At 65.6% G+C, this 15,885-nt stretch carries 14 protein-coding genes and 1 pseudogene; 7 read left to right on the top strand and 8 right to left on the bottom strand.

What is annotated here, in order from left to right:
• Positions 1-141: 141 nt before the first annotated feature.
• From GY937_08070 to GY937_08050, 5 genes and pseudogenes are all read right to left on the bottom strand, one after another.
• The gene (locus tag GY937_08070; protein MCP5056669.1) at positions 142-1,053 is read right to left on the bottom strand and encodes a TIGR01777 family protein; all 912 of its coding nucleotides are present in this window, start codon (positions 1,051-1,053) and stop codon (positions 142-144) included.
• A complete protein-coding gene (locus tag GY937_08065) occupies positions 1,050-2,051 on the bottom strand; it encodes an LLM class F420-dependent oxidoreductase (protein MCP5056668.1) in 1,002 nt (333 codons plus the stop codon). Before GY937_08065 ends, GY937_08070 begins: the two co-directional genes overlap by 4 nt.
• 145 nt (positions 2,052-2,196) lie before the next feature.
• Positions 2,197-2,901: pseudogene (locus GY937_08060) on the bottom strand (aminotransferase class IV).
• Positions 2,902-2,982: 81 nt separating this feature from the next.
• Positions 2,983-4,266, bottom strand: a complete 1,284-nt coding sequence (locus GY937_08055; protein ID MCP5056667.1) for a citrate synthase — start codon at positions 4,264-4,266, stop codon at positions 2,983-2,985.
• A 307-nt stretch (positions 4,267-4,573) separates the two neighbouring features.
• Complete coding sequence (locus GY937_08050; protein MCP5056666.1) at positions 4,574-6,271, bottom strand: phospholipid carrier-dependent glycosyltransferase; 1,698 nt, start codon at positions 6,269-6,271, stop codon at positions 4,574-4,576.
• A 61-nt stretch (positions 6,272-6,332) separates the two neighbouring features.
• Here GY937_08050 and GY937_08045 point away from each other — a divergent pair, with 61 nt between their 5' ends.
• Genes GY937_08045 through GY937_08035 form a run of 3 tightly spaced genes read left to right on the top strand, consistent with a single transcriptional unit; the run spans position 6,333 to position 8,601 of the window.
• Entirely contained in the window at positions 6,333-6,941 is a 609-nt protein-coding gene (locus GY937_08045; GenBank protein MCP5056665.1) for a hypothetical protein, read from the top strand.
• Positions 6,942-6,943: 2 nt separating this feature from the next.
• Complete coding sequence (locus tag GY937_08040; GenBank protein ID MCP5056664.1) at positions 6,944-7,870, top strand: NAD(P)-dependent oxidoreductase; 927 nt, start codon at positions 6,944-6,946, stop codon at positions 7,868-7,870.
• 8 nt (positions 7,871-7,878) lie between these two features.
• On the top strand, positions 7,879-8,601 hold the full coding sequence (locus tag GY937_08035) for a glycosyltransferase family 2 protein (protein MCP5056663.1): 723 nt from the start codon (positions 7,879-7,881) through the stop codon (positions 8,599-8,601).
• Here the strand turns inward: GY937_08035 and GY937_08030 are convergent.
• Both GY937_08030 and GY937_08025 read right to left on the bottom strand, forming a co-directional pair.
• The gene (locus tag GY937_08030; GenBank protein ID MCP5056662.1) at positions 8,598-8,942 is read right to left on the bottom strand and encodes a translation initiation factor; all 345 of its coding nucleotides are present in this window, start codon (positions 8,940-8,942) and stop codon (positions 8,598-8,600) included. The genes GY937_08035 and GY937_08030 overlap by 4 nt on opposite strands.
• Positions 8,939-9,964, bottom strand: a complete 1,026-nt coding sequence (locus GY937_08025) for a hypothetical protein (protein ID MCP5056661.1) — start codon at positions 9,962-9,964, stop codon at positions 8,939-8,941. Before GY937_08025 ends, GY937_08030 begins: the two co-directional genes overlap by 4 nt.
• A 36-nt stretch (positions 9,965-10,000) precedes the next feature.
• Between GY937_08025 and GY937_08020 the strand changes: the two genes are divergently transcribed.
• The 4 genes from GY937_08020 (at position 10,001) to GY937_08005 (ending at position 14,736) form a co-directional block, all read left to right on the top strand.
• Complete coding sequence (locus GY937_08020; GenBank protein ID MCP5056660.1) at positions 10,001-11,434, top strand: insulinase family protein; 1,434 nt, start codon at positions 10,001-10,003, stop codon at positions 11,432-11,434.
• Positions 11,431-12,867 carry an insulinase family protein gene (locus GY937_08015; protein ID MCP5056659.1) on the top strand — a complete coding sequence of 479 codons (1,437 nt, stop codon included), beginning with the start codon at positions 11,431-11,433 and terminating at the stop codon, positions 12,865-12,867. Before GY937_08020 ends, GY937_08015 begins: the two co-directional genes overlap by 4 nt.
• A gap of 142 nt (positions 12,868-13,009) precedes the next feature.
• Positions 13,010-13,669, top strand: coding sequence for a TetR/AcrR family transcriptional regulator (locus GY937_08010; protein ID MCP5056658.1), 660 nt, complete (start codon positions 13,010-13,012; stop codon positions 13,667-13,669).
• Positions 13,666-14,736 (top strand): hypothetical protein, encoded by a 1,071-nt coding sequence (locus tag GY937_08005; protein MCP5056657.1) that lies wholly within the window; start codon positions 13,666-13,668, stop codon positions 14,734-14,736. The genes GY937_08010 and GY937_08005 overlap by 4 nt, the downstream gene beginning before the upstream one ends.
• Positions 14,737-14,997: 261 nt before the next feature.
• On the opposite strand, the gene GY937_08000 is transcribed toward GY937_08005, so the two are convergent.
• Positions 14,998-15,786, bottom strand: a complete 789-nt coding sequence (locus GY937_08000; protein MCP5056656.1) for an MFS transporter — start codon at positions 15,784-15,786, stop codon at positions 14,998-15,000.
• Positions 15,787-15,885: the final 99 nt, after the last annotated feature.

Here is a 15,885-nt window from a genome sequence, read left to right as displayed (position 1 = left end):
GTCAAGTCAATCCGATACCGCTTCTTCGACATACGGGCCCCATGAATCGGCCCGCGACACGGCGAGAACCGATTGGCTGCGGGGGACGCAGTGCTTAGCATGACAACACTTCCGCCTTTGGTCGATACAAGGGACTAGCGCCTAACGTCCGGTTTCCTGGCGGAGGGCGGAGATCAGGCCTGGATGCCGCCAGGGATAGCCGGCGGATTCAGCAACTGCCGGGACGACACGCGTGCTTCCAAGCAGTTCTCCGGCCAGGGGGCCAAGGGCCGCTTTGACCGCGAATGCGGGGACGACAAGCCGGGCCTGGCGCCCGAGGGCCGCCGCGAGTTGGCGGGTGTAGTCCCGGTTGCGCACCGGTTCGGGGGCGGTTGCATTGATGGCGCCGGATAGACGGTCGTCCTCGAGCCCCCGAAGGATGAGCCCGACTGCATCTTCGATGTGGATCCAGGAGAACCACTGATCGCCCGTTCCGAGCCTTCCGCCGAGGCCGGCCCTGAAGATGGGCGCCATCTGCGCGAGTGCACCGCCCTCTCGAGACAAGACGACACCAAAGCGCAAAGAGATCCGGCGCATGCCGAGTTCTTCGACTCGCGCCGCTTGCTCCTCCCAAGCCCGGCAGATATCCGCGAGAAAGCCTTCGCCGGGCGCGGCATCCTCGCGGAGTTCTTCGTCGCCGCGGTTTCCGTAGTAACCGATGGCCGAGGCGCAGACGAGCACGGCGGGACGTTCGGGTTCCGGAAGTCCCGCCAAGCCGTCCACAAGGGAGCGCGTGGACTCGACCCGGCTGGCGACGATTCGCCTGCGCCGTGAGGCGGTCGGGAGGCCTCCGAACACCGGCTCCCCCGCGAGATGGATCACTGCCTCGGTGCCGCGCAATGAGGCCGCTTCGACGTGCAAGCCGTCCCAACGCACATTCTCGATGCCGGGAGCGGCCGGCGGGCTTCGCCGGCTCAGCCGGCGCAACGCCCAGCCGTCCGCGACGAGCTTCGGGGCGAGTTGGCTCCCGAGCAGGCCGGTCCCGCCGCTCAGCCAGAGCGCTTTGGGGCTCATCTTCCCCGAGCAGGCGCGAACGCTTCGAGCATGCGCACCGCGTCGTCCTTTCGGGCCGCGAGCGGTGCAAGAACGGGTGCCGTCACGCCTGCTGCGACGAAGCCGGCCAGCTTTTCGCGGCATTCTTCCTCATTGCCGAGGATTACGATGCGGTCGATCAGCTCGTCATGGATCGCTTCGCCGACCGCCTGGCGGTCTCGCCTCGCGAACCCCTCGCGGATGGCCTGGGCCTCTTCTTCGAAGCCGCACCAGGCGATGAATTTGTTGTAGACCGGTTGCGCCAGATAACCGCCGAAACCAGCGCGCACGATGTTCCTGGCGGCGGGCACATCGTCGGTGACGGCAAATTGGAAGCGGCTCACGACTTCGTCTCCGGTGGCGTCGCGCCCGGCGGCCGTTGCCCCGGCATGGTAGGCGGAAAGGATCTGCGCCATCGCATCCACCGGCTGGAAGTTGATGATGAGTCCTTCGCCGATCTCGCCGGCCAGGTTCAGCATCTTCTCTCGTAACCCCGCCAGATAGATCGGCACCGGTTCCGGGGGCACGCAACCGAGGCGAAGCCCCTTCGAACGCAGGCGTTTGCCGTCGTAGCTCGTCTTCTCGCCCGCGAGCGCCTGACGGATGATGGCGACGGAGTCACGGACGGTCGAAAGGGGCGCTTCGAACGGCACTCCATTCCAGTCGCCGATGATGGCGTGGCTCGAGGAGCCCAGCCCCAGGCGGAAGCGTCCTGGCGCCAGCTGGCCGAGCGTGCCGGCGCTCATGGCCAATACGGCTGGCGTGCGGTTGTAGACCGGCACGATGGCCGTCCCGAGCGTCAGCGTGTCGGTCGCCTGCAAGATCGCCCCCGCCAGCGTGAAGGAATCCGGGCCCGCGGTCTCGGCCATCCAGATGGCCTCGTAGCCCCATTCCTGCTCTGCACGCTTCGCCAGCTCGACGGAGGTGCGGGCGTCGCCGAACGGCAGGGTGAAGGCGAGTTTCCCGAGCGGCCCCGCCACTACTTGGACTGCATGCGGAGGGTGGCGTCGAAGCGGATCACCCCGCTGTTGGAGGTCGGCTCTACTTCAGTGACCGCTGCAGCCACCCGTCCCAGGTCCATTTCGGCTCCTTCACATCTCCGGGGAAGGGCGAATCCTACGGCGGCTACGCACTCGCGTCGAGGAGGAGCGAGAGTTGGGCTGCCCAGGGCCCCGGGTTTCTTCCCGCGATCGGGAGTTCATCGAGGGCGACGATCGGACGGGCTCCGCGCACCGAGTTCACGGCGATCAACTCGTCCGCCAGGGCCAGATCTTCGCCGGCCACGTCGGCCTCCTCGAGCTCTGGCAGGGCAGCGATCAGGATCGCGCGGGCCACGCCTCGAACGGCGCCCCGCCGAAGGGGAGGCGTGACGAGCCGTCCCGAGGACAGCGCGACGACCAGATTCGAACGCGTCCCCTCCACGGCGAAGCCCTCTGCATCGAGCAGCAGCGTCTCGTTCCAACCCCGGTTGTCCGCCAACGCCTTGGCACGATCCAACACGGCCCGGTCGGCTCGCTTGGCGCCTACGTCGTCTCGGGGGCCCGGATGATGTTCGGCGGCGGTCCCGGCGGTCCAGGTCTCCGGCTCAGGTCCGACTTCCCGTGTCGTGCCGATCCAGCGCATCCCCTCGCGGCCGCTGCGCGCCTCGATGCGAACGATGCCCTCGCCCCGAGAGCCGAAGCTCGCCTGTCCGAGGCGCAGGATCGCCGTCTCCGCCAACTCCGGATCCACGTTCCCGAGTCCAAGGCTGGAGGCATCCGTCATCCAACGCGAAACCACGTATTCGCCGTGACGAACGCGTCCATCGACGAAGCGACCCGTCGTGTAGCAGCGCGGTCCGGGAGGAGGCTCACCTTCCTGCCACGGGCTCCAGCCGCCTTCTGTCCAGAGGAAGGCCCCCGCGGCTCGCTCCTAGCGCTCGTCGATGGCTGTCACGGATCGCTCCGTGGCGCCCTGATACACCTGTCGCGGTCGCCCGATCTTGTGCTGGTGCTGGTGCATCTCTGCCCATTGGGCGATCCAGCCTGGCAGCCGACCAATCGCAAACATCGCGGTGAACATGCTCTCGGGGGTCCCGATCGCGTTGTAGATGACGCCGGAGTAGAAGTCGACGTTCGGATACAGCTTGCGCTCGACGAAGTACTCGTCCTTCAACGCAAGTTCTTCCAACTCGACCGCGATCTCGAGCAGTCTGCTGTTCATGCCGAGCCGTGCGAGCACATCGAAGCAGGCCTTCTTGATGATCTTCGCCCGCGGGTCGAAATTCTTGTAGACCCGGTGGCCGAAACCGACCAGTCGCGACGTATCGTCCCGGCTCTTGGCCCGATCGACGAAATCCTTGCCCGTGATGCCTTCTTCGGCGATGGCCTGGAGCATTTCGATCACGCCCTGGTTGGCGCCGCCGTGGCGCGGGCCCCAGAGTGCGTTGATTCCCGCGGAGATCGACGCGAACAGGTTGACATGGGACGAACCGACCATCCGGACGGTGCTGGTCGAACAGTTCTGCTCGTGATCTGCATGCAGGATGAAGAGCAGATCGAGCGCTCGTTCCACCACCGGATCCACCTCGAAAGGCTCGCAGGGTGTGGCGAACATCATGTGCAGGAAATTCCCGACGTAGGCGAGCCGATTGTCGGGATACATGAAGGGCTGGCCGATCGCGTGCTTGTAGGCGTACGACGCGATGGTCGGCAGCTTCGCGATCAGGCGGTGGATACCGACCTCGACTTCACGGGGATCGCGTGGATCAAGTGAATCCGGGTAGAACGTTGCCAGCGATGCGCAAGCTGCAGAGCAGGCTGCCATCGGATGCGCGTCCTTCGGCATCGCCCGGTAGAACAGGCGGAAGTCCTCGTGGACCATCGTGTGGTAGCGGATCGATTCGCGGAATTTCTCGAGTTCTTCGCGGGTCGGGAGCTCGCCCTCGATCAGCAGGTAGGCCGTCTCGAGGAAGGTGCACTTCTCGGCGAGCTCGGCGATGTCGTAACCGCGGTAGCGGAGGATCCCCTTCTCGCCATCGATGAACGTGATCGAGCTCTCACAGGAGCCGGTGTTTGCGTAGCTGGGATCGAGGGTGATCAGTCCGGTCTTGTTCCGGAGCTCCTCGACGTTGATCGCCCGCTCTCCTTCGGTCCCCTCGACGACGTCGAGTTCGATGACGTCACCTCCAACGCGAAGCTCTGCCTTCTCGGCCATGGGGAATCCCTCCTCTCCTAGGGTTGCGTTCCGGCTCCGCGAACCCGGCTGCCTCAGGATGGCAATCGATGGTTGCACGGGGCGGGCCGGCCGCGTTCATCATCCAGCTACTCGGCTTGACCTGCCGCGCAGATTAGCCAATGACGCTTCGCGCTGACAGTTGGTGAACCCTGGTTTCCGTCGGAAAACCGAGTACTTCGGTGCGTTGCGTCGACGCAGCGCGGCATAAGATGGCGCTTCGAGGGGCCAGCCCCGCAGGCGGGAGCGGAGAAGCCCCGACACCGGCAGTGGGTTGCCCCGGGGTGAATCAGGGGTCAGACGTCCTGGGGGCGGGAACGACAACAACGATCTCTCGCCGCCCGGTGCGCGCGCTGCCAATGATCTCGACCGGCGTGACGGCCTCGATGCGATCGAGCTTGCGGCGCTTGATGACCATGGTGGTTCCGCCGCGTTCCAGGAAGGCCGCGATCTCTTCCGTCGTTCGCATGGCTTCGACGGGTCGACCCCCGTAGTACTTGAGGCCGCCGGCCAACGCCCGGTCACCCACCAGGCCGATCGCATTGCCCGGTGGTGTGATGGCGGCTGCGGCTTCGGCAACGGGCCGCGGTGAACGGATCGGATCGAGGGCGGGATAGAGGAGTGCGAAGACCGCAAGTTCGACGGCGAACACCGTGGCGAGTGCAACACCGGCATGTGCAAGAAGCGGCGCACGATTGCGTAGCAGGACGATCCACGCGACCGCTCCCGCCGCGGCGATTCCCACGAGTCCACATCCAAAGGCGATGAGGAAGGTGTTGTTCAACGCTGGAAGCATCAGACGCCAGGTTTCGTTCGGAACGAGAGAGTGCCCAAGGCCAGCAGAGATGGATTCGACGCCGACCGCGAACGCCAGCAATCCGAACGCCGTCGCGATCAGGGAACCGCTCCGTGGCAGGTTCGTGCGTCCAGCAAGGCCACGGATACACGTGTCGGCGCACAGGAGCGCTGCGGCCGGGAACGTTGGCACCATGTACAAGCCGCGCTTGCCGCACGAAATCGAGAAGAACACCAGGCTCGTGCCGACCCAGGCGAGCAAGAAACGCCACGCTCGACGGGAACGCTCTTCCGGGTCGCCTTCCGGTGCGAACACGCGATGTCGACCCACCCAGTAGACGCCGGGCCACACAAGCGTCCAGGGAAGGAATTCGATCGGAAACTGGAGAAGGAAGTAGTAGAACGGGCGCGCGTGGGAGGTGCCCTGGAAGAAACGCCCGAACAGATTGGAGCCGACGGCCTCGTCGGCGAAGCCGCTCGGAGCCAACGAAGTCGCCGCGAGGATCCAGGCGATTCCAGGCCCCAGCGAGAGGAGCAGGGCCCAAGGTGGGAAGAGCCGCCCAAGGTCGCGCAGGCGTCGTTCCCAACCCAGAAAGGCGACGACGGTCAGGACCGGAAGCAGGAATCCGACCGGCCCTTTGGTCAGAACGCCGAGACCCAGGGCCAGATGAAAGAGAGCGACCCACGGCGCCCGCTTTCCGAGCCCCCGATCGACCCACCAGAACGCCAACAGCGCGGCGAGTTCGCAGGCAGCGAGCAGGACGTCCAGCTGGACCCGCCGGCCAAGATGCCCGAATTCATACACCGTGAGGAGAAGGGCTGCGCCCAGCACTCCGGCGGCGCTTCCGAACAGACGCGAGCCCAGCAGAAGGGTCAAGACCACGCACAGAACGCCTGCGAGGGCGGACGGCAGTCGCGCCAACCCCTCGCTGACGTGGCCGAAGGGCGCGCCCAGGGCTGCGGCCATCCAGAAGTAGAGGGGGGGCTTCTGGGTGTAGACCTCGCCGTTCAAATGCATCACGACCAGGCCTTCGGGCCCGTGGACGAAACTGCGCATCTCCTCGGCCACGGCCAGGTAGCGGGGCTCGTCTGGGGCCGAGGCGTCGACGCCACCCAGCCAGGTGCATAGGAGGATCAATGCCGCTGCCAGGACGGCGGCGTGCAGCCTGGGGCCGGCCTGGAGCTCGCTCAACGGGTGCCTCCGCTTCAGTTTCGCGCGCCAGACGGTACCCTCTCGGCGACGGAGGTGCCCTATGGCGAATTCCCCCAGTGACGGATTGCTTGCCCTGCTTGGTGAGCATGCGATCGAGATGGAGCGGGTTTCGGCTTTCCTCGACGGATTGACCCACGCCGAACGGGTCGAGGCGACTCGTAGCGTCGGGCGCAAGCCTCAGGCGCGGCTGTACCAGGCTGCAGCAGGATTTGCGCCGGTTCGGCTCGAGGAACTGGTGCCGCCTGGAGTCGGGGATGGAAAAGCGGTTCGCCATTTCGGGAAGAACTCGCTTCCTGCGTTCAGCCAGTTCGAGAAACGTTTCTGTCGGCCGCCCGGCGAGGATCCGGAGGCGCCGAAGGAGCTCTGGGGTTTCAACTTCGCGCCGCTTCAAGGCTTGACCGGCCCGGGCTACTACGTAGCGAGGCCGTCGCCCGACGCGCCTGAGGTGTGGGTCGACTACAACCTGGTTCCGCCGGAGGCACCGGCCGGTTGGCCGCCCGTCCGTTCGAATGAGGCCGGCCTCGGTCGCTTCGTCTTCGGCTCCATGATCGACACGCTGCGCCGGGTTTCCGAGCATGTGACGATCGGTTCGGCGGCCAAGCGCGGCAAGGATCTGGGCAGCTGGTTCCTGCTGAACCGCGAGCCCTGATGCTGGAAGGCCGGAGCATTCTCATCACCGGTGCGACCGGCCAGGTGGCTTTTCCGATTGCGCGGGAGTTGGCACGCAACAATCGCGTGTTCGCCCTCGGGCGCTTCCAGAAAGCAGAAGATCGGGTGCGTATCGAAGGACTGGGCGCCCAGGCCGTGGTGGCCGACCTCGTGACCGGTGATTTCTCCTCGGTCCCCACCGGGCTCGATGCCGTGCTGCATTTCGCCGTGACGCGCAGTTCGACGCCGGATTTCGAGGACGATCTGGCGATGAACGCCGAAGGCGTCGGCATGTTGATGGCCCATTGCAAGGACGCGCGTGCTTTTCTGCATTGTTCGACGGCTGGGGTGTATCAAGCGGCCGAAGGGGAACCCCGGTCCGAAGGCGACCCGCTGGGCGATCACCACCGGGTGATGATGCCGACCTACAGCCTCGCGAAGATCGCGGCCGAGGCCGTCGTGCGGTTTTCGGCTCGGCAGTGGAAGCTGCCCACGACGATCGCGCGGCTCGGTGTGCCTTATGGAGACGAGGGTGGATGGCCCTGGTACCACCTGATGATGATGATGAAGAACGACGTGCCGATTCCGGTGCACCCGGATGGCCCCAATCGGTTCCCTCTCTTTCACGAAGAGGACTACGTGCGAAGCCTCGAGGGTCTCCTGGAGATGGCCAGCGTGCCGGCGACGGTGGTGAACTGGGCCGGAAGCGAGGACACGTGCATCGAGGATTGGTGCGCATACCTCGGCGAGCTGACTGGCCTCGAGCCAAAGCTCACGCCAACGGACCAGGCGTTGGCCCCGTTGCCGCTCGATGTGTCGAAGCTGGAGGATCGCGTGGGTCGCTCTCGGGTTCCATGGCGAGAGGGCCTGCGTCGCATGGTCGCCGCGCGGAATCCAGAGTTGCTTGCACAGGGGACGAGCCCAGCGTGAAGAGCCAGATCTACCTCTCGATCGTCGTACCGGTGTACGACGAAGCCGACAATCTCGAGACGCTTCACGCTGAACTCGATCAGGCGTTGTCGGAAGTCGGCGGTGGCGTGGAGTTCCTCTACGTCGATGATGGCAGCCGGGATGGCAGCGTTGGCGTCCTTCAGGGTCTGGCGAAGCGCGATGAGCGCGTCCGGATCCTCTGCCTCGCGGAGAACAGTGGTCAGAGCGCCGCACTGGACGCTGGCTTCAAGGCCGCGCGCGGAGAGATCGTTGGCACCCTGGACGCCGATCTCCAGAACGATCCCGCAGATCTGCCGCGCCTCCTTGCTGCGTTGAATCAGGCAGATGTCGTGAACGGCGTTCGCGCCAACCGGCAGGACACCTGGGTTCGCAAGCTCTCGTCGCGGGTGGGCAACGGCTTTCGGAATCGCATGACGGGCGAATCGGTCACGGATGTCGGCTGCTCCCTGCGCGTCATGCGCGCCAGCTTCCTTCGCAACGTGAAGCTCTTCCGCGGCATGCACCGCTTCCTCCCGACCATGCTGCGCATGGAGGGCGCACGCCTCGTGGAGCTGCCGGTCAACCACCGCCCGCGTCTTCACGGTCAGTCGAAATACGGCATCGGCAACCGGCTCTTCGTCGGCGTCGCCGATGTGATCGCCGTCCGCTGGATGCAAAGCCGCCGCCTCACCTACCAGGTTCACGAGCGCAAGAGAGAGGACGCCTCTTAGTTGCGTTTGACCTTGTAGTCGCGCGCTTCGAGTTCGGCAATCAGCGTGTCGCGGTGGTCGCCTTGAATTTCGATTACGTTGTCTTTCAGCGCGCCGCCCGTGCCACAGCGGCACTTCAAATCCTTGGCGAGCGCTCGCAGTTCAGGCTCCGGAAGCGGGACGCCCGAGATGGTGGTCACGGTCTTCCCGCCTCGTCCCTTCGTCTCGAGGCGAACCCGGACGATGCCGTCGCTGGCGACCACGGCCGCCTCGTCCCGGGGCCGGCTGCGCGGGGATCGCAGGTCGCCACGTTCGGAAGACCAGACGGTGCGATCGCCATCACCTCGGCGCCGGGCGCTCACGAGAGCTCTCCGCTTCGGTTCTTGCGCGCGTAGCGTTCAAGGACAGCCGCCATGGTGTCCTCGGTCTGGATGCCGCCGAAAGGCCAACGGCCCAGCATGAAGGTCGGAACGCCTGTGACCTGGTCCTCACGGGCTCGCTGGGTGAGTTCCTCCAACTCATCGCTGGCTCGCTCGAGTTCGCCCTCGTCGATCGTGAATCCCAGCTGGTGAGCCCAGTCGATCACTTCCGTTCCATCCGGAGCGTCCCGGCGTTCTTCGAAGAGAGCCGTCCAGATGCGTTCGCGCCAGGTTGCTTCCGCTCCGACTCGGCCGGCGCGCGCCGCCAGCAACGCTCCGGCGGCGGCGGGTCGCGAATCCATCCAACGCGGCGGCGGCTCCACGGGGACTCCCAGATCCATCCCGATGCGCCGCGCGTTGGCACGGCTCACCTCCGGCATCTCCATGCCTCGGGCGTAGCCGGTGATGGCCGTCAGGTCGACGGGCGTCCAGGCCAGCTCGAGCCCCAGCTCGCGAAGGGTCGGCGCCATCCGCGTCAATACCCGGTGCGCCACGTAGCAAATGGTCGATGCGAAGTCGTAGTGCAGCGGAACGCGCAGCGGCGGTACGGCCTCCAGCAAGCGCCCGTGGTCGACCATCAGACAGCGATCCTGGATGACGTCGATTCCCGCCGCTTCGAGGCGCGCGACAGCCTCCGTGTGGCGAATGCCCAACTGCATCCAAACGGCCCGCGGCAGGGGGTCGAGGGCGAGGATCTCATCCACGTGGGCCGGCACATGGTCGGCCGCCCGAAACAAATTGATCAGGTCTGGGGTCTCGGGCAGCGCGCCGAGGCTCGCGACGCAAGGTTCATCCAAGACCACGTCGAGCTTCGGGGATACCGGGAGGATTTCGTAGCCTTGTCTCTGCATGTACGCCGGCACCCGGTAGGCGTCATCGCCGACGCCCGCCTTGATGCCCACGACGGCGATCGTCCGCACGCTCTCGAGCAATTTGCGCAGGGCTTCGTCCTGCTGAATCGGCATGGCGCCGAAGGTAGGCGCTGGGTACCGTCCGTCGCCATGAACCAGCTCGGGCAGGCGCTCGGAAAGACGGGGCGCCTGGCGCTTTGGATCGCAACCTCGCTCCGGATCGCAGGCTTGGTCTGGATCGCGGGCCCTCTCTGGATCGCGGGCTCCATGGGCGGTTTCGTTGCTTCTGCTGCCCATGCGGGGGAATCGGCGGCCTTCGAGGATCCGGCTGTCCGAACCCGCACGACGGTCCTCCCCAACGGCCTGACCGTGCTCACCCTCGAGGATCCGAGTACGCCGGTCGTTTCCTTCCAGATCTGGGTGGACGTGGGTTCTGGCGACGAGGCGCGTTGGACAGGTCTCGCCCATCTCTTCGAGCACATGATGTTCCGCGGTTCCGAGCATCTACCGCCCGAAGCCCACCAGACCATTCTCGAGAAGCGCGGCGCCCGGCTGAACGCCTTCACATCCCGCGACGTCACCGTGTACTTCGCCGACGTCACCCGCGAGAATCTGCCCCTGGTGATCGAGCTCGAAGCCGAGCGATTGCGCTTCCTCGACATCAGTGAGGACAGCCTGGCCAGCGAGCGTGAGGTCGTCATCGAAGAGCGCCGCTTCCGCACCGAGAGCAATCCGGAAGGCAAGCTCTTCGAGCAGCTGATGGCTCTCGCGTTCCAGGCGCATCCCTACCGCGTGCCGACGATCGGATGGAAGAGCGATCTCGAGAAGATGGGTGTCGCCGAGTGCCGTGCCTTTTTCGACGACTACTACGCAGCGAACAACCTCGTCATCACGATCGCCGGAGATTTCGATACCGACGAGACGCTGGCCTTGATCAACCAACATCTCGGGCCTCTGCGCACGCGTCCCGACGTTCCGCGAAACCCGACCGAGGAGCCTGATCAACAGGGCGAGCGGCGCGCGACCGTGCACTTCGACGTACGCGCGCCGACCCTGGCGGTGGCCTGGCATGCGCCACCCAGTGGTCATCCGGATGCCGAGCCTCTGGACGTCATGAGCACCATTCTTTCGAGTGGACGCACCAGCCGGCTCTACAAGCGGTTGGTGCATGAAGAGCCCGTCGCCCTGGGTGCCAGCGCCAGCTACTGGGAACTCGAGCGTGCCGGCCTCGTCTACGGATTCGTCAGCCTGCGTCCCGGTGTGGCTCTCGAACGCGCCGAAGAAGTCTTCTTCGAAGAAATCGAGGCGCTGCGCATGGCGCCGCCTTCGGCTGCAGAAGTCGAGAAGGCGCAGCGCGCACTCGAGGTCGCCTTGATCGGCGGCCTCGGCACCAGCCACGCCCTGGCTTCGCGCCTCGGCCGGGAGTGGCTGAGCTTCGGGCGCGTGCGCCCCTTGCAGGAACGGCTCGACGCGATCCAACGCGTCACGGCCGAGGATGTCCAGCGTGTCGCGGAGGCGTACCTCCGGCCAGAGAAGCGAACGGTGCTGCACCTCATGCCGCCCCCGGCGGAGGAGGGTTCGTGATGCGCCTCGTGGCGAAGGCGCTCCTGGCGACAGTTCTCGGACTTGCGCTCGGCTGCAGCTCGCTTCCGGGCTTCCCCGGGCAGGCTCCCCATGCCTGGGAACTTCCTCCGGCGCCGGCCCAGGACCGCCCCGTCGTCGATGCCACACGCCTGCATCGGCGGACGCTCGACAACGGTCTGACGGTGATCGCTCTCGAAGACCGCAGGCTTCCCCGGTTCGATATGGGCGTGCAGATACGGCGCGGTGCCGCCATTGTGCCGGCCGCCGAAGCCGGCCTGGCGGATTTCACGGCCGAGCTCATGGGGCGGGGTGCGGGCGCGCGCACGGCCCTCGAGCTGGCCTCGGTCGTCGACGCGTTGGGCGCGTCGCTCGGTGTGTCGGCGAGTTGGGATGCCATGAGCGCAGGTGTTGGCGGCCTGAGCCGGGATCGAGAGATGTTATTCGATGTGCTCGCCGACGTCGTACTGCGGCCTCGCTTCGATTCCGACGAGGTGGACCGTGTGCGAGCCGAACAACTGGCTTCCCTCGAGAAGGCGCGGGAGGATCCGGAAATCCTCGCTTCCTGGACCTTTGCGGCGGCGCTGAACCCGGGCCATCCCTACCAATGGCCGACTTCGGGTCGGCCGGAGACGGTTGCGAAACTCGGAGCCCAACAGGCCCGAGCTTTCCATCAACGGGTCTTCGTCCCGGCCAACGCGATCTTCTTTGCGGTCGGGGATCTCGACCCGAAGACGCTGCTCGCTCGTGTAGAGGAGGCGTATGGCGGGTGGCCCGCCGGGCCGGTGCCCGAGGCGGGCCCGGAACCACCGGACCGAACGGGCCGTGAGATCGTCGTCGTCGATCGTCCGGATCTCGGGCAAGCCCAGATCATCGTCGGCCATCCAGGCATCACGCGGCAGGAGCCTCGCCGCATTCCGATCCAGGTGATGAACACCGTCCTCGGTAGCGCTGGTTTTTCTTCGCGGCTGATGTCGAAGATCCGCGCTGAGGAAGGGCTTACCTACGGGGTTTTCAGCCAATTCGCAGGACGCCGCCTTCGCGGGCCCTTCGCCGTCGGCACTTTCACCCGGGTTCCGGAAGTGGGTCGGGTCATCGAGCTGACCCTGGCCGAACTTGCTCGGATCCGGAGCGAACCTCCTTCCGCGGAGGAGCTGGCGGCGGCCAAGAGCTTGTTGGTGGGGCGTTTCGCCCTGGGGCTCGAGACTTCCGCGGCCGTGCTCTCCGGTCTCGTCGAACTCGATGTCCAGGGGCTTCCCGAGGATTCCCTGGATACGTATCGGGGCCGCATCCGAGCCCTGGTCGCGGAACAGACGGCCGCCGCTGCTACGGATTTCGTGAGACCCGACGACGCGTTGATCGTCGTGGTCGGGCCGGCCGAGGCCCTGGTCCCTCAGCTCGAGCCGTTCGGCCCGGTCCGCGTCGTTCAGCCCTGATCCGAGCCAGAGGCTGACGGCATGAGAGGAATGTCCCATCGAGGGACGATTTCGCTTGCCGTCCGACCGATCGGTCGACTAAGTTCAAGCCCCCCGACCGACCGGTCGAAGGGATAGAGCCCCAAACGAGGTTGTCTGCTCAATGACCGAGGCCCCCGGCCCCAGTTCCAGGAAGAAGATTCTCGAGGTCGCCGAAGCCCGCTTTGCGCAGCGCGGGTATGCCGGTGTCGGCCTTCGCGAGGTCGCCGAGGCGGCCGGGCTCTCGAAGTCGTCGCTCTTTCACCATTTCCCGAGCAAGGCCGCTCTCTATTGCAGCATGCTCGACGGGGTTCTCCTGCGCCTCGAGGCCCGATTGGGGGCAGCGCTCGGTGCACAGCATGCGCCGCCAGTCCGCCTGGAAGCCGGGCTCGACGAGCTCATCTCGGTCCTCGCCGAGCAGCCGACGACGGCGCGTCTGCTTCTTCGCGCCCTCTTCGAGGACAACGATCTCCCGGAAGGAGGCCTGCCCGAGTCGGATGCCGTGAACGCCACCCTCGCCCGGGTCATCGCGGCCATCCAGTCGGTGATCGAGGCCGGAGTTGCCGATGGCAGCTTCCGCCCGGTCTCGGTTCCCCACACGGTCCAGACGCTGGTGGGAACCTGTGTGTATCCCTTCGCATCCGGCGAGTTCGGCGACGAACTGCTGGGGCGTCCGATCTTCTCGGCCGAGGCCGTCCGCGCCCGCCGTGAGGAAGTCAGAGCATTCGTTCACTTCGGTCTGGCCCGCCAGCCCGACTCCGCGCCCAAGGAGAAGGCATCGTGAAGAAGTTGATGGAAGAGCACCGCAAGAGGTTCGGTGAGTTCGAAGTGATCGAGTTCGTCGATGAGGCGGAGATCCAGTCGATTCGCGATCGCATGGACATCCAGGTCCCCCTCGACCTGAACTGGACCTGGGAGTACGGCAGTGAAGTCGCCGAGCTGCGAAGCCTCTACGAGAAGGGCAAGGTCAACCAGTGGAACGCCGAGACCGATCTCGATTGGGACATGCCGGTCTCCAAGGACGAGTGGGTGCTCAACCCGGAAGCTTCCCTCATGGGCCAGGCCTGCAAGCTGATGGGCAAGGATGAGGCCACCCAGAAAGCCGCGGCTTTCGATGAGCTGGCGTTCAGCATTTCGCAACTGCTTCACGGCGAGCAGGCTGCCCTGCAGCTTTGTGGGCAGCTGACGAACGTCTGTCCGACCATCGACCAGAAGCTCTACGCTTCGAGCCAGGTGATCGACGAGGCGCGTCATACCGAGGTGTTCGCGAAGTTCCTGCAGCGCAAGATGGGAACCCTCTACCCCGTCGGCGCCACGCTGAAGAATCTGCTCGATGAGCTGCTCGGTGCCGAAGGCATGCAGAAGAAGATGCTCGGGATGCAGACCCTCTTCGAGGGCACGGCCGTCGGCATCATGAACCTGATGCGACAGGAGAGCCGCAACGCCTTCTTCACCGAGATGATCACGCGGGTCGAGCAGGACGAGGCGCGCCACGCTGCGTTCGGTGTCTTGACGATGCGTCGCGTGGTGAAGGAAGCCAGCAGCGAGGAGCTCGCCGCAATGGAGGACTGGGCGTTCCAGATCCTCGAGGCCCTGAACGCCAACCAGCAGCTCGACATGCTCCAGGTTCTCGGGCCGAAGTACGATATCGACGGTGAGAGCATCGTGAAGCTGATGATGGGGCTGCCGAACTACGCGGAGCTCAACAGCATCGCATACATGCACACCGTCGTGCCCAACCTCCAACGGCTCGGATTGATCACCGAGCGGACGCAGGACGGCTGGAAGAACGCCGGCATGATGATCGACCAACGCGGCGGCTCCTCGAGCGCGGAGTTCGCTCTGGCGTAGCCGAGGGTCGTTGGTAGAAGCGGTGTCCGCTTTGCTTCTCGTGGCGGATCGCGAGGCGGGGGGCGGCCATCGCGGAATGGCTCGGCTGGGGCTTGTGTGGCCGCGTTGGACCCAAATGCGGGTTCGCTTGCGCGGCTTCGCCGCTAGCGCACGTGCGCACGCTCGTCAGCCGAGATGCCTGCGCTTTATTTCCGCGCTGGCCGCCCCCCGCCTCGCGATTGGTCGTGCTGGTCGGCGGAACCACTTCGAGGGGGATGGGTTTCAGTCGTTGTCGCGGAGGAAGGCCATCATCAACAGGGCTGCTGCGAGGGATGTTGCGGCTCCGAAGTAGAAGGGCGCCGCGGGGCCCCAGCCCTGCCAGGAACCGATCCCCTGCCACAGCACTCCAGCAATCAATGATGCGGGCAGGTCGATGATGCCAAGCAGCGCGTGAAAGGTTCCATACGCAGTGCCGCGCAACTGTTCAGGGACGAGATCCGCCACCATCGCCTTGGCCGTTCCTGCCGTGAGGCCATAGTAGGCGCCGTAGCATAGGTAGAGGGCGACGATCTCCGTGCTGCTTCCGGCCAACGCGAATCCGAAATAGATCATTGCGTAGGCGATCCAGCCGGCGACGATGAGGCGCCGTCGTCCGATCCGGTCGGAGAGGGCGCCTGCAGGTGTAGCGACCAGCGCGTACACCAGGTTGAAGCCCAACAATGTCCAGAGCAGATCGCTGACACCCAGGCCCCGCTCCTGCGCCCGCAGGACAAGGAACGCGTCGGAGAAGTTGCCCAGATCGAAGAGCGCGACGATGCCCAGGAAGATTGCAAAGCGGCGCCCGAGGCCGCGGAAGCCGATGCGGACGGGGTCGGATTCCTTTTTCCGACGGGTTTCACGTACTCCGAAGAGGACGGCCAACACGGCGAGCAGGGCGGGAACCAGGCTCACCAGCACGAGGGTCCGAAACGTCTCCATGTCGAGTTGCGCTGCACTCGACTGCATGGTGGCGACCACCGCGATGGCGATGAGCATGTTGGCGATCACGAGAAACCGTAGAAATCTGATCATCTAGCCGTGGTCGCGCGCGAGTGCTGGTTTCTCGTCAGAACGGCGAATCGGTGTCGGTCGGATCGGTGTCGAGTTCGCGATCGAGAGCCGCGAGGTAGT

It is taken from the genome of bacterium (assembly GCA_024228115.1).
GTDB lineage: Bacteria > Myxococcota_A > UBA9160 > UBA9160 > UBA6930.
Note: the sequence above shows the minus strand (reverse complement) of the source record. Positions and strands in the feature narration are given on the sequence as shown.